General features: G+C 63.1%; 13 protein-coding genes. All 13 read left to right on the forward strand.

Translation table 11 applies throughout. The features are described from left to right. Window positions 1–84 precede the first annotated feature (84 nt). Entirely contained in the window at window positions 85–543 is a 459-nt protein-coding gene (locus HWX91_RS31000; RefSeq protein ID WP_028200209.1) for an SEL1-like repeat protein, read from the forward strand. 12 nt (window positions 544–555) lie between these two features. Continuing rightward, complete coding sequence (locus tag HWX91_RS31005; RefSeq protein ID WP_052660836.1) at window positions 556–2,721, forward strand: serine/threonine-protein kinase; 2,166 nt, start codon at window positions 556–558, stop codon at window positions 2,719–2,721. Between the two features lie 78 nt (window positions 2,722–2,799). Beyond that, the gene (locus tag HWX91_RS31010) at window positions 2,800–3,435 is read left to right on the forward strand and encodes a hypothetical protein (RefSeq protein ID WP_028200210.1); all 636 of its coding nucleotides are present in this window, start codon (window positions 2,800–2,802) and stop codon (window positions 3,433–3,435) included. An 84-nt stretch (window positions 3,436–3,519) separates the two neighbouring features. Then, window positions 3,520–4,575, forward strand: a complete 1,056-nt coding sequence (gene tssA / locus HWX91_RS31015) for a type VI secretion system protein TssA (protein ID WP_042277200.1) — start codon at window positions 3,520–3,522, stop codon at window positions 4,573–4,575. Between the two features lie 30 nt (window positions 4,576–4,605). Continuing rightward, on the forward strand, window positions 4,606–5,109 hold the full coding sequence (tssB, locus tag HWX91_RS31020) for a type VI secretion system contractile sheath small subunit (RefSeq protein WP_200898847.1): 504 nt from the start codon (window positions 4,606–4,608) through the stop codon (window positions 5,107–5,109). 27 nt (window positions 5,110–5,136) lie between these two features. Beyond that, the gene (tssC, locus tag HWX91_RS31025) at window positions 5,137–6,627 is read left to right on the forward strand and encodes a type VI secretion system contractile sheath large subunit (protein WP_028200213.1); all 1,491 of its coding nucleotides are present in this window, start codon (window positions 5,137–5,139) and stop codon (window positions 6,625–6,627) included. Window positions 6,628–6,693: 66 nt separating this feature from the next. Next, window positions 6,694–7,179, forward strand: a complete 486-nt coding sequence (locus tag HWX91_RS31030; RefSeq protein WP_028200214.1) for an Hcp family type VI secretion system effector — start codon at window positions 6,694–6,696, stop codon at window positions 7,177–7,179. 85 nt (window positions 7,180–7,264) lie between these two features. Continuing rightward, entirely contained in the window at window positions 7,265–8,074 is an 810-nt protein-coding gene (locus HWX91_RS31035; RefSeq protein ID WP_028200215.1) for a type VI secretion system accessory protein TagJ, read from the forward strand. Window positions 8,075–8,081: 7 nt separating this feature from the next. Continuing rightward, a complete protein-coding gene (gene tssE, locus HWX91_RS31040; RefSeq protein WP_028200216.1) occupies window positions 8,082–8,591 on the forward strand; it encodes a type VI secretion system baseplate subunit TssE in 510 nt (169 codons plus the stop codon). Then, window positions 8,591–10,480, forward strand: coding sequence for a type VI secretion system baseplate subunit TssF (tssF, locus tag HWX91_RS31045; RefSeq protein WP_028200217.1), 1,890 nt, complete (start codon window positions 8,591–8,593; stop codon window positions 10,478–10,480). Before tssE ends, tssF begins: the two co-directional genes overlap by 1 nt. Next, a complete protein-coding gene (tssG, locus tag HWX91_RS31050; protein ID WP_042277220.1) occupies window positions 10,465–11,472 on the forward strand; it encodes a type VI secretion system baseplate subunit TssG in 1,008 nt (335 codons plus the stop codon). The genes tssF and tssG overlap by 16 nt, the downstream gene beginning before the upstream one ends. 73 nt (window positions 11,473–11,545) lie before the next feature. Further along, window positions 11,546–14,218 carry a type VI secretion system ATPase TssH gene (gene tssH, locus HWX91_RS31055; protein WP_028200219.1) on the forward strand — a complete coding sequence of 891 codons (2,673 nt, stop codon included), beginning with the start codon at window positions 11,546–11,548 and terminating at the stop codon, window positions 14,216–14,218. A 14-nt stretch (window positions 14,219–14,232) separates the two neighbouring features. Continuing rightward, on the forward strand, window positions 14,233–14,622 hold the full coding sequence (locus HWX91_RS31060) for a DUF4280 domain-containing protein (protein WP_028200220.1): 390 nt from the start codon (window positions 14,233–14,235) through the stop codon (window positions 14,620–14,622). The last annotated feature ends 10 nt before the right edge of the window (window positions 14,623–14,632 follow it).

A 14,632-nucleotide genomic window follows, 5' to 3' on the forward strand; every position in this document is an offset into this window, starting at 1 on the left:
TTCGCACGCTTGATTGCAAGGTCGTTTGCAACACCGTTCCTGGAGCGGGCGATCACAGCATTACTCACCGCAACTGCGTGGAGGATGGCTGCCGCGGTCGCGGCCGCGGCGACTGTCTCCGTTGTCTCCGTTGTCTCCGTTCTCGCCGCGGAGCCACAAGTGGCGTGCCCGCTCGGCTACCCGGTAGGTCCACCCGCGCACGTGCAGAAAAAAACGCCCGAGACGTCCCACCACCTGCCGCTCGCGCGCATGGACGATCCACGCTGCGCCGGGCAACCCAGCGCCGCGCTGGACCGGCTCGCGGCCTATCACTGCGCGCAGTTGTACGACGCAGCCGGCCGGCTCGAAGAAGCACTTGGCTGGTACGGCGTCGCCGCCGTTGCGGGCTATGGCCCCGCGCAAAAACGTCTTGGCAACCTGTATGGCGGCGAGGGCGACGTCGCGCGCGACTATGCGTGTGCCGTGTACTGGCAGCGCCGGGCGCGCGAGTCCGGCGAGTCGATCGATCTTCCGCATGTTTTCATGGGAGGCACGCCGCCTTGAGCGGCCGCAGCGATGGAAGAGCTACAACAACTCGGCAGATACCAGATCCGGCGCGTGCTTGGACGCGGCGCGATGGGCGTCGTCTACGAAGGCGTCGACCCGAAACTGAACCGGCCTGTCGCGATCAAGACCATTCTGAAGAGCCAGCTTTCCGATCCGGAAATGGCGGCCGAATATCAGGTGCGTTTCGAGCGCGAGGCGCAGGCCGTCGCCCGCCTGAATCATCCGCATATTGTCGGCGTATTCGATTTCGGCGAAGAGAGCAACGTCGCCTATATCGTGATGGAGCTGATTCGCGGCGAGGAGCTCAAGGCGTACTTCGACAAGGGCACGCAATTCGCGGTGAAAGACGTGGTGCGCATGACCGGTGAATTGCTCGACGCGCTTGGCTACGCGCACGAGCAAGGCATCGTGCATCGCGACGTGAAGCCGGCGAACGTAATGCTCGACGCGCAGATGCGGGTGAAGCTGACCGACTTCGGCGTCGCGCGTTTGTCGGATACCGGCAGCGACGGCACCCAGGCCGGTACGATGGTCGGCACGCCTAGCTATATGTCGCCCGAGCAGGCGATGGGCAATCCGGTCGGCACGCGCTCGGACATCTTCGCGGTCGGCATCGTGCTGTATCAGTTACTGACCATGAAACGCCCATTTGTCGGCGATGGTCACTGGGCCGTGCAGCGTCAGATCATTCAGGACGACCCGGTGCCGCCGTCGGTGCAGAATCCGGCACTCGATCCCGTATTCGACGCGATCGTGTTCCGAGCGCTCGCGAAGAATCCCGAGGAACGTTACCCGTACGCACGAGCCTTCAAGGAAGACTTGCAGCGTGCACTTGCCGGTCAGGCGATCGACGAAGACGAGGCGACTATGCTCGCGGTGGCCGCGGCGCGCGCACGACCGCCGGGCGAAACCGGCGCGGCACGCGGTACGCGCGGCGCGAACGATTCGAGTGCCGTCGAGATCGAGTTCTGGAAGACGATCAAGGACAGCAGCGATCCGGACGAATTCGAGCTGTATATCGCGAAGTTTCCGAACGGGACCTATGCCGATCTCGCACGCCGCAAGCTGGCGAAGCTGCATGGCGACGATTCGGCGGCTTCGCGCCCCGGTGTGCGCGGCGAGGGTGTAGCGGAAGGGGGCACGCGGCTCGCGCTTGACCGGCCCGATCTGCCTGGCATGCCGGCGGCCCTGGGCGATGGATCGATGCGGGTTGCGCCGGTCGGGAAGAAGCCGGCCAGGACGGCGTTGATCGCGGTCGCATCGGTGGCGGTGCTGGCCGTGGGCGGCGGTGGGTACTTCATGCTCAGGCAGAGTACGCCGGTACCGTCGGGCGGCGGTGGGCCGGCTGCAAGTGTGGCGCCGCCGCTCGATGCAAATGGGTCATCGCTTGTGGCTGGCAAGCCCGCTTCTGCATCCATATCTCAAGGTGCCGCATCCGGCGCCGAGGCACGGGTTGCGATAACAGCGCCTGTGGGTGAGACGGGCAATGCGAGTGCCTCAGGCGCCGCGAATACAGTCACGAACACGAACAGTGCAAGCAGCGCGAACACGGCGCAGCGTGAAGCCGCACGTCTGAAGGCTGCATCCGCGGCGGACGCTGAACGCCGCACGCGCGAGGCGCTTGCGAAGAACCGTGCTTCGGAAGCGGTGGTGAGCACAAGCAAGCCTGCCAGGTCGAATGCTGCGCCGGCGGCGGCATCAACGGCCGTTGCCGCGACGCAAACACAGGCACAGACACCGCGTACTACCGCAGCTCAAGCTGCAGCGGCAGTCAGCAGCGCGACGGCGGCGCATGCCGCCACGTCGCCGGGATCAACTGCATCGTCGCAGGCAAATGCGGCGAACGGGGCGAACACCCAGACAACGGCGCCTGCCACAACCGCGTCCACGCTCGCCGCCAAACCAGCCGACACAACACCCGCTGCCGAGCCAAAAGTCTCGTCCGCCGATCTGCTTGCGCAGGCGGCAAAGCTGCAAGGCGAGGGCAAGCTCAACGACGCGGTGCGGCTCTACAAACGCGCGGCGCGTGGCGGCAGCGGTCAGGCGGCGAAGCAATTGGGCGACATCTACGGAAACGGTTCGGGCGACGTGCCACGCGATTACGCGGAGTCGATCCGCTGGTACAACGTTGCGCGCACGGCAGGGGTGGATGTGCCGGATGTGAGCAAGCGGTAAGTGTTCGGTGGCTACTTTTTCGCCACCGCAAGCAGCGCATGGAAATCGTTAACGCATGGCTAACTTAGGAGAACGAGCATGGCTGATATATATGGAGAAAGTGACGGCGGCAAGGGGATGTTTCACCGCGCGACCGGCGTTCCATTCGCGACGTGGATGAGAGGCAATGCGGGTGAATTCAGGACATTGACCGCCTACGTCGAGAACGCAAAAATGGGAAGAACGCAGTTGGTGCGAAAGCACGAAAACAGCGTCGAGCAATACCGTGAACTCAGTGACGCGGCGGACCAACTCAAGCAGCAGTTGGGCGTGAATCGAGAGGATATCGAGGCGGCCCGCAAGGTTAAGGAAATCGAGCAGCAGAACCTTGAAGAGGTCTACCGGAGTAGTCCCCTATCGCTAACCCCGAGAATTCCCACGGGCACGGAGCTGGTGACGAAGCCGCTTGCGTTCGTCCCTTTCCTCGGCAATGCGATCAGCCTGTATCAGCTCTACGGATACAAAGAAAGAAGGGGAGACGCATTGGAGCGGGTAGACGTATCGCAGCAGGCCATCGAGTCGATAGAGCGCTTCGGTCATGGGCTCGCAACGCAGGAACTGGAGCTGCGCGCGTTTCAGGAAAAGGCATTGCAGCGGGTTCAGGCGGATTTGACACTGTTGCAAAGTCTCGAGACCTCGACGCAGAAGACGATCGAACGCCTGGCAAACCTGTAGCCGAGCGTGCGTGGCCGTGAAGCACCACGGAAACGTTTGGGAAACGCATCATCTCAATAATTCACCCCGCAATCAGAAAAAGGGGTGAACGTGTTCGATGCCGATGCAATCCTGACCGAGTTATCCGTGGACGCGCCATGCGGCAGCGACCTGGAATACGACGCGGCTTTTCTCGAGCTCGAAGAACTCGCCAAGGGCAAGGAAGAGGCCCAATTCGGCGCGACCGTCATTGCGGGCGAACCGCCTGACTGGAAGGCAATCCGCAAGGCCTGCCTCGCACTCTTCACCCGCACGCGCGATCTGCGCATCGCCATCCATCTGACCCGCGCGCTGCTCGAAACCGAGGGCGTCGCCGGGTTCACACAGGGTCTCGTCGTGCTGGACCGTTTGCTCGACGCGAACTGGGAGCACGTGCATCCGCAACTCGATCCGGACGACGGCAACGATCCGACGATGCGCGTCAACGCGCTCGCTGCCCTGATCGACCCCACCACCGTTCTGCGCACGCTGAAGGCTGCGCCTCTTATCGATGCCGGTGTCGCGGGACGCGTCAGCCTGCGCGACATCGAAATCGCCAACGGCGAAATGGCAGCTCCGGAAGGCGAGGAAGCGCCGACCATGACGCTGATCGAAGGGATCTTCCTGAACGTCGATCTCAGCGTGCTGCAGCAATCGGCGGCCGTGCTCGAGGAATCCTGCACACGCATCGAACATATCGAGTCGCAGCTCACCGCGCGGGTCGGCGCCGCACGCGCCATCGACCTCACCGAACTCGCCCGGCTGCTCAAACGCGCCCGCGATTTCACGGCCCAGCGGTTGCAGCGCCGTGCGCCGGCAGAAGCGGCTGAGACGGCCGATGCGGGCGACGCAGCCGACCCGAACCACGCAGACAGCGACGCCGCTCAATCCGGCGCGGACGCTACGGCGCGCAAAGACGAAATCACCGGCCGCGACGACGTCACGCGCCTGCTCGACAAACTCTGCGCGTACTACGAGCGCCACGAACCGTCGAGCCCCGTGCCGCTGATGCTGCTGCGCGCGCGGCGCCTCGTGACGATGAGCTTCCTCGAAATCGTCGCCGAGCTCGCGCCGGAAAGCATGGCATCCGTCCGCCAGGTGGGCGGCATTCAGTCGGAGTAATCCCAGCAACCCCTTCGTAAGCGGAGAGTCATCGTGGCCAAGGAAAGCAGTCAGAAATTCATCGCTCGAAACCGGGCGCCGCGCGTCCAGATCGAGTATGACGTCGAGGTCTACGGATCGCAGAAGAAAGTGCAGATCCCGTTTGTCATGGGCGTGCTCGCCGATCTGTCCGGCAAACCGGCGGACCCGCTCGCGCCGGTTGCCGATCGCAAGTTTCTCGAGATCGACGTCGACAACTTCGACGAGCGCATGAAGGCAACCAAGCCGCGTGTGGCGATCCAGGTGCCGAACACGCTCACGGGCGAAGGCAATCTCTCGGTCGATATGACCTTCGAGAGCATGGACGATTTTTCGCCGGCGGCGATCGCCCGCAAGGTCGGTTCGCTCAACCAGTTGCTCGAAGCGCGCTCGCAACTCGCGAACCTTCTGACCTACATGGACGGCAAGACCGGCGCGGAAACGCTGATCGCGCAACTGCTCGAGCAGCCGGCGCTGATGCAGGCGCTCACCTCGGCACCGAAGCCGCAGGAATAACCTCAATCGCTACCGACGGAGTTTCACATGGCCGAGACCAGTACCGAATCACAAGCGTCGCCAGGCGGCGAGACCGTTGAGCTCAGCGAGTTCGCGAGCCTGCTGCAGAAGGAATTCAAGCCGAAAACCGACAAGGCGAAAGAAGCCGTCGAAGAGGCCGTCAAGACACTCGCCGTGCAGGCGCTCGCGGGCACGCATCTCGTGTCGAACGACGTGCTTGCCACCGTCGGCGCATTGATTGCCCAGATCGACAGGAAGCTCACCGAGCAGATTCATCAGATCCTGCATAACGAAGAATTCCAGGCACTCGAAAGCGCCTGGCGCGGCCTGCATTATCTGGTGAACAACACCGAAACCGACGAGATGCTGAAGATCCGCGTCTTCAACGTTTCGAAGAATGAACTGGGCAAGACGCTCAAGAAATACAAAGGCACCGCGTGGGATCAAAGCCCGGTGTTCAAGAAGATCTACGAAGAAGAATACGGTCAGTTCGGCGGTGAACCGTTCGGCGCTCTCGTCGCCGATTATTACTTCGACAACAGTGCGCCCGATGTGGACTTGCTAAGTTCGATGGCGAAGATCGCGGCCGCGGCTCACGCGCCGTTCATTAGCGCCGCCGATCCGGCGGTGATGCTGATGGACTCGTGGCAGGAGCTCGCCAATCCACGCGATCTGACCAAGATCTTTCAGACGCCCGAGCATGCGGCATGGCGTTCGTTTCGCGATTCCGAGGATGCACGCTATGTCGGTCTGACAATGCCGCGTTTTCTGTCGCGTGCACCGTACGGCGCGAATACGAATCCCGTCGAGGAATTCGATTTCGAGGAAGAGACGAGCGGCGATCCGAAGAACTACACATGGTCGAACGCGGCGTATGCGATGGCCGTCAACATCAACCGCTCATTCAAGACCTATGGCTGGTGCTCGCAGATTCGCGGCATCGAGTCGGGTGGCGCTATTGAAGGTTTGCCGGTGCACGCGTTTCCGTCGGACGACGGCGGTGTCGACATGACCTGTCCGACCGAGATCGCGATCAGCGACCGTCGCGAAGCGGAGCTGGCGAAGAACGGTTTCATGCCGCTCATTCACAAGAAAAACACGGACTTCGCTGCCTTTATCGGCGCGCAATCGTTGCAGCGTCCCGCCGAATACGAGGATGCCGACGCGACCGCCAATGCGAATCTCGCGGCGCGCCTGCCGTACCTGTTCGCGACCTGCCGCTTCGCGCATTACCTGAAGTGCATCGTGCGCGACAAGATCGGCTCGTTCAAGGAACGCAGCGACATGCAGATCTGGTTGAACAACTGGATCGGCCAGTACGTGGAAAACAATCCGGCCACCGCGACCGAGGCCGACAAGGCGCGCAAACCGCTCGCCGGTGCGGAAGTCGTGGTGGAAGAAGTCGAAGGCAATCCGGGTTATTACGGCGCGAAGTTTTTCCTGCGCCCGCATTACCAGCTCGAAGGACTGACCGTGTCGTTGCGGCTCGTCTCGAAGCTGCCGTCGGCCAAGAAGTAATCGGATCAGCAAGCTTCGGCAGCCCGGTGTCCATCGGGTTGTTGCTCACTTATCAAGAGGAAAAAAATGATTCTCCTGAACTTCGCAACGCAGATCAAAGGCACCTCCAAGGTCGAAGGCCATACCGACTGGATCGCCGTCAACTCCATGCAACTGGGCGTCGGTCGCGCCATCTCCACGAGCAGCGACGGCGCGACCGATCGCGATACGAGCAATCCGTCGTTCTCGGAGGTGAGCTTTTCGAAGCCGACCGATATCGCGTCGGCTGACCTGTTCGCCCAGGCGACCTACGGCAAGTCGCTCGGCAAGGCGGAAATTCACTTCATCCAGACGGGCGGCGCGGACAAGACCGACCAGGTGTATCTGAAGATCGAACTCGAGGAGGCGATCGTCAGTGCCTATTCGTTGTCGAGCGGCGGCGACCGGCCGTCCGAATCGTTCTCGTTGAACTTCGCGAAGATCTCGTTCCAGTACGACCAGTTCGACGGCGCCACGGTGAAGACCGGCACGCCGAAGAAGTGGGACCTGAGCACGAACAAGGCGTCGTACTGATTGCCGCTGTTCGGCCACACCGACCTTCACTGTTCTTCATGCCGCGGCGCTCGCGCCGCGTGCCGGAGAATTTCAGAGATACGCCATGACGACTCAGGATCTGTTGCGAAACGGCCGGCTCGACGACGCACTCGCCGCGCTGACGCAGGAAGTGCGCGCCAATCCGGCCGATCCGAAAAGCCGCGTATTCCTGTTTCAGCTACTTGCTGTGCTTGGTCAGTGGGAGCGCGCGAATACGCAGCTTGCCGTGTGCGGCGAGCTGGATGCCGGTGCGCTGGCGATGGTGCAAAGCTACCGCGAGGCGCTGCGCTGCGAGGCATTGCGGGCGGAGGTGTTCGCGGGACGGCGTACGCCGGTCATCTTCGGCGAACCGGAAGCGTGGATCGCGTTGATGCTCGAAGCACTGAAGCGCGATGCCGACGGCGCCTTCGCCGAGGCCGCGCACATTCGCGCGGAGGCGCTCGAGATGGCGCCGGCCAGTAGCGGCACGCTAGACGGCGAACCGTTCGAATGGATTGCCGATGCGGATGCGCGCCTCGGGCCGCTGGTGGAGATGATCGTCAACGGCCATTATTACTGGGTCCCGTTTCACCGGCTGACCCGCATTGCTTTTGACGCCCCGGCGGATTTGCGCGACACCGTGTGGATGCCCGCCCAGGTGACTTTTGCGAGCGGCGGCGAGAGCGTCGCCTTTGTGCCGACCCGTTACGACGGCACACTTGCCGCGGCTAACGACGCGCTGAAGCTCGCGCGCCGCACCGAATGGCATGAGCCTCACGAGGGCGTGTTTGTCGGCGTGGGGCAGCGCGTCTTTGCAACCGACATGGGCGAGCACTCGCTGATGGACGTGCGCGAAATTCTGCTCGACGCCGCGCCCGCAGCGCCGCTGCAGTGAGGCGACCATGGCCGAACTGACCGCTAAGGAACGTCTTCAGCCGTCGCTGCTCGACCGGCTGACCGACGACGAACCGGACAACACACAGGAATCTCGCGAACGCCGCGTGCTGTCGATGCGCACGCTGCGACAGGCGGTGCTGCGCGATCTCGCGTGGCTTTTCAATTCCAACGGTATCGGCATCCTGCAAGACCTCGACGCACTTCCACTCGCGGCGCAATCGGTCGTCAACTATGGCATGCCCGATTTTTCCGGGCAGACCGCTTCGGGTATCGACATCGAAGGCGTCGCGCGCCGTATGCGTCAGGCCATCTGGGACTTCGAGCCGCGTATCTTGCGCAACACGGTGCAGGTGCGGCCGATTGCGTTCGACAAAAGCTCACATAACCAGCTCATTTTCGAACTCGAAGGCGAACTGTGGGGACAGCCCGTGCCCGAGCGCCTGTTTCTGAAGACCGAGCTCGACCTGGAGATGGGCGAGATCCGCGTAACCGATTTCGACGCGGTGTTTTCCTGATGGACACGCGCCTGCTGCGCTACTACGAGCGCGAACTCCAGCATCTGCGCGAGACCGGCGGCGAATTCGCCCGCGAGTTTCCGAAGATCGCCGGGCGCCTCGGACTCGAAAGTTTCGCGTGCGCCGATCCGTACGTCGAGCGCTTGCTGGAAGGCTTCAGCTTTCTCGCCGCGCGCGTGCAGATGAAAATCGACGCCGAGTTTCCGCGCTTCACCGAACACTTGCTGGAACTGGTCTATCCGCATTATCTGGCGCCTACACCGTCGATGGCGGTGGTGCAGTTCGCGCCGGACCTGGCCGAAGGCAGCCTCGCCTCCGGTTTCACGCTGCCGCGCGGCACCGTGCTGAAAAGCATTCTCGGCAAGAACGATCAGACGCCGTGCGAATACCGCACTGCGCACGAGACCACCCTGTGGCCGCTCGAAATCGCTCACGCGCAGTATTTCGCGCATGCCGGTGAGATTGCCGGGCTCGATTTTTCGCGACTCGGCAGCGTGCGTGCGGCCCTGCGATTGCGTTTGCGGACCACCGCCGGCCTTGCGTTCAACGAACTGTCGCTCGACCGCCTGACGCTGCATCTACGCGGCAGCGATGCGCTGCCCGCGCAGTTGTATGAGCAGATCTTCGGTCATGCGCTGGCATTGGTGGCGATGCCGGCCAGGACCAACGCCAACGGTAACGCGCTATGGCACGAGGTGATCGACCGGACGCAGATTGGCCGCGTGGGATTCGCGGCAGAAGAAGCCTTGCTGCCGCACGGACCGCGTTCGTTCCACGGCTACCGGCTGCTGCATGAGTATTTCGCGTTCCCGCAGCGTTATCAGTTCGTCGAACTCGGCGGCCTTGCACGCAGCGTCAGCCGATGCGCGGATAACGAACTCGATCTGGTGATCCTGTTCGACCGCTTGCAAGCGTCGCTCGAAGGCGGCGTCGGCACAGAGACATTCAGCCTGTTCTGCACCCCCGCGATCAATCTGTTTCCGAAGCGATCGGATCGTATTCACCTGACGAAACAGCACGCCGAGTTTCACCTCATTCCCGACCGCACGCGGCCAATGGATTTCGAAATCCATCAGGTGCTGTCCGTCACCGGGTACGGCAGCGGCAAGGATGAGCAGCAGGTCTTCCGGCCGTTCTATGCGGCCAACGATCTGATGAACGAGCGTGAGGCGGGCGCGTACTACCAGGTGCGCCGCGCGCGCCGCGTGCTGTCCGAGCGTCAGCGCCGCCAGGGGCCGCGTTCGAGTTACATCGGCAGCGAGATGTTCGTTTCGTTGGTCGACCCGTTGGAAGCGCCTTACCGCAGCGATTTGCGCCAGCTCGGCGCCGAACTGTTGTGCACCAATCGCGATCTGCCGCTGTCAATGCCGTTGGGTCTCGGCAAGACCGATTTCACGCTGGAGGCAAGCGCGCCCGTGCAGTCCGTGCGCTGCGTGGCCGGCCCCACCGCACCGGCGCCCTCCTATGCGGAAGGGGAAGTGGCGTGGCGCGTAGTCAGCCATCTGTCGTTGAACTATCTGTCCTTGCTCGATCAAGGCGAGAAGGAGGGCGCTTCGGCGCTGCGCGATCTGCTGCGCCTGTACGTGGGCGTTGCCGACACGGTCGGGCATCGGCAGATCGAAGGGGTGCGTTCGGTGTCGTCGCAGCCGGTCGTGCGGCGCATTCCCGCGCCGGGGCATATCGCTTACGGACGAGGCTTGCAGGTCACCGTGACGATGGACGAAAGCGCCTTCGAAGGCGCGGGCATTTTTCTGTTCGGCAGCGTGCTCGAACAGTTCTTCGCCAAATACACATCGCTCAATACCTTCACCGAGACCGTCGTGCGTTCGGCCACGCGCGGCGACATCATGAAATGGCCGGCGAGGAGTGGGCGATGCGAAATCCTGTAGCGCTCCTCGCGCCACTTGCCGGTGAACCACGGCGCTTCGATTTCTACGCGGCCCTGCGCCTGATCGAGGCCGCGTATCCGGACAACCCGCGTTTCGGCCGCTCGCAGCGCGCCGCTGACGATCCGGTGCGGCTGGCTCAGGCAGTGACGCTCGCCTTCGAGCCGGCGATGATCGAGAAGCTTGAATGGCGTGGCGAGAAACCGCCGCGCATGGAGGTCAACTTTCTCGGCCTGAGCGGGCCGAACGGACCGTTGCCCTTGCATCTGACCGAGTACATCCGCGACCGTCTGCGCAATTCGGCCGATCCTACTCTGGCGCGCTTTCTCGACGTATTTCACCATCGCATGCTGTCGCTGTTCTATTGCGCGTGGGCCAACGCACAGCCCGCGGTCAGTCTCGACCGTCCCGAAGCCGACCGTTTCGCGACCTATGTCGCCTCGCTTGTCGGACTCGGCATGCCGTCGCTGCAACATCGCTCGACACTGCCCGGCGTCGCCAAGCTCCACTATGCCGGGCGTCTTGCCGATCAGCGCCGCAATGCCGAAGGGCTGGCCGCGCTGCTCGCCGATTTCTTCCAGGTGCCGGTACGGGTCGAGCCTTTCATCGGGCATTGGCTGCGGCTGCCGGCCGACGAGCGCACGCGTCTGAAGACGGGCGTGAGCGCCGAGCGGCTGGGCGTGAGCACCGTGTTGGGCAGCGCGGTATGGAATGTTCAGCACAAGTTCCGTTTGCGCATCGGTCCACTCGACTTCGAGCAGTTCGCCACGCTATTGCCCGGCGGGACGAACCTCGCGCGTCTGATCGACTGGGTTCGACAGTACGCGGGCGACGCGCTCGCCTGGGATCTACGGCTCGTGCTCAGGAAGGAGCACGTGCCGCCGTTGCGGCTCGGGCGCACCGCGCGGCTCGGCTATACGACCTGGGTCGGCAAGCGCGAACGAACGCGCGATGCCGACCAGTTGCTGTTCTATCCGGTTCCTTCGCGATCCTGAGGCGACAAGTCTTCTGTGTCGGAGAAAGAACATTTCGTTAAACGTGGGCACCCATACGCTCTAGAGGACATTCATGGCTGAGATCAGTCGCGTCGCGCTGTTCGGAAAGTTGAACGGGCTCGCTTACCGGGCGATAGAAAGCAGTACGGTGTTCTGCAAGCTGCGTGGCAATCCCTACGTGGAGCTTGCTCACTGGATTCATCAGATCCTGCAACTGCAGGACTCCGACCTGCATCGCATCATTCGTCACTTCGACCTCGACACCGCCGTGCTCGCGCGCGATCTGACGGCGACGCTCGATCGCATGCCGCGCGGCTCGACCTCGGTTACCGATCTGTCGTCGCAAGTCGAGGAGGCCGTCGAGCGCGCGTGGGTGTACGGCACGCTGATGTTCGGCGAATCGCAGGTGCGCACGGGCTACATCATGGTCGGCTTGCTGAAAACGCCGGGTTTGCGTCATTCGCTATATGCGATCTCGCGTCAGTTCGAGAAGGTCAAGAGCGAGACGCTCGCCGATGCATTCAACGAAATCGCCGGTGGCTCGCCGGAGGCGAACCTCGCGCCTACCGACAATTTCCAGATGGGTGCGGCAGCCCCTGGCGAGGCCAGCGGTGCGCTCGCTCCCGCAGCGCTCGGCAAGGGTGAAGCATTGAAACGCTTTACGCTGGATCTGACCGAACAGGCGAGAAGCGGCAAGCTCGATCCGATCGTCGGACGCGACGAGGAAATTCGTCAGGTGATCGACATTCTGATGCGGCGGCGCCAGAACAATCCGATCCTCACCGGCGAGGCCGGTGTCGGCAAGACGGCGGTGGTCGAAGGATTCGCGCAGCGCATCGTGGCGGGCGATGTGCCGCCGCAGTTGCGCGATGTGCGTCTGCTCACGCTCGACGTCGGTCTGCTGCAAGCGGGCGCGAGTATGAAAGGGGAGTTCGAGAATCGTCTCAGGCAAGTGATCGAAGAAGTGCAGGCCTCGGAAAAACCGGTGATCCTGTTTATCGACGAAGCGCATACGCTGGTGGGCGCGGGCGGTGCGGCGGGCACGGGCGACGCCGCCAACCTGCTCAAGCCGGCGCTCGCGCGCGGCACGTTGCGCACCGTTGCGGCGACCACCTGGGCCGAATACAAGAAACACATCGAGAAGGACCCGGCGCTCACGCGCCGCTTCCAGGTCGTGCAGGTGCCGGAGCCGTCGGAGGAAAAAGCGCTGCTGATGATGCGCGGCATTGCTTCGTCGCTGGAGACACACCATCGCGTGCAGATTCTCGACGAGGCACTCGATGCAGCCGTCAAACTGTCGCATCGCTACATTCCGGCGCGCCAATTGCCGGACAAGGCCGTGAGCCTGCTCGATACCACCTGCGCACGCGTCGCCGTGAGCCAGCACGCCACGCCCGCCGCGATCGACGATGCCAGAAAGCGCATCGCCGCGCTCGAAACGGAATTGGCGATCATTGGCCGCGAAACGGCGGTCGGTGTCGATACGCTTGAGCGCGAAACGCTCGCGACGCAGAAGCTTGTCGGCGAACGTGCGCGGCTTGCCGAGCTCGATGCGCGCTGGCAAACGGAAAAGACGCTGGTGGACAGCATCCTCGAACTGCGCGGCAAGTTGCGCGATGCGACCGGCAAGGTCGAAGGCGCGGCCGATACCGGCAGCGCCGAGGCATGGCTCGCACAACTGAAAGATTTGCAGGCACAACTCGCCGCGCACCAGGGCGAGACCCCGCTGATTTTGCCGACCGTCGATCACCAGGCGGTCGCATCGGTGGTGCAGGACTGGACCGGCATTCCGGTCGGCCGGATGGTGAAGAACGAAATCGAGAATGTACTGAAGCTCGCCGATACGCTGTCACAGCGGATTATCGGCCAGCGTCACGCGCTTGACATGATCGCCAGACGCATTCAGACCTCGCGCGCGGGTCTCGACAATCCAGGCAAGCCGATTGGCGTATTCATGCTGGCCGGCACCTCGGGCGTGGGCAAGACCGAGACCGCGCTGGCACTTGCCGAAGCGTTGTACGGCGGCGAACAGAATGTCATCACGATCAACATGAGCGAGTACCAGGAAGCGCATACCGTGTCGTCGCTCAAGGGCGCGCCGCCGGGCTACGTGGGCTACGGCGAAGGTGGCGTGCTGACCGAAGCGGTCCGTCGCCGCCCTTACAGCATCGTGCTGCTCGACGAAGTGGAAAAGGCCCATCCGGATGTGCACGAAATCTTCTTCCAGGTCTTCGACAAGGGTTGGATGGAAGATGGCGAAGGCCGCGTGATCGACTTCAAGAACACGCTGATCCTGTTGACGACCAACGCCGGCACCGATCTGATCACGAGCCTGTGCAAGGACCCGGAGCTGATGCCCGACGCCGAAGGCATCGCCAAAGCCTTGCGTGAACCGCTGCTGAAAGTATTCCCGCCCGCGCTGCTGGGCCGCCTCGTCACGATCCCGTACTACCCGCTGAACGACGAGATGATCGGCGCGATCATCCGCCTGCAACTCGGACGTATCGCGCGGCGCGTCGCACAAAGCCACAAGGTGCCGTTCACCTACGACGACGAAGTGGTCAGGCTGATCGCGAGCCGCTGCACGGAGCTCGAAAGCGGTGGCCGGATGATCGACGCGATCCTGACCAACAGTCTGCTGCCCGCCATCAGCGGCGAATTCCTGACGCGGCTGATGGACGGCAAGCCGGTGCGGCGCGCGCATATCACCGTGTCGAACGGCGAGTTCAGCTATGCCTTTGATTGAGGAGCGACGCTGCCATGGCTAGCCAGGTCTCGATGGGCGCGACCCTGAAGTGCTCGTTCGGCGCGGCGCCGTCGAGCCTCGTCGTGTTGCCCACCAACAAGGTATTCGCGGAGGGGCCGCCCGCCGCGAACATCATGGACCACATTCCGCTTGTGAACATCATGCCGTTCGGCATGTGCAACTCGCTCGCGAACCCCACGGTCGCCGCCGCGACGGCGGCCGCGCTCGGCGTGCTGACACCGATGCCATGCGTGCCCGCGACGGTGTCGCCGTGGACACCCGGTGCGCCGACGGTGACGATCGGCAATTTCCCGGCCCTCGACAACACGTCGAACTGCCTGTGCACCTGGGGCGGCGCGGTCAGCTTCGTCGCGCCGGGCACTGTCAAAACGATGATTCCCTAGAGGCTGATAC

This window comes from Paraburkholderia fungorum (assembly GCF_902833645.1).
GTDB lineage: Bacteria > Pseudomonadota > Gammaproteobacteria > Burkholderiales > Burkholderiaceae > Paraburkholderia > Paraburkholderia fungorum.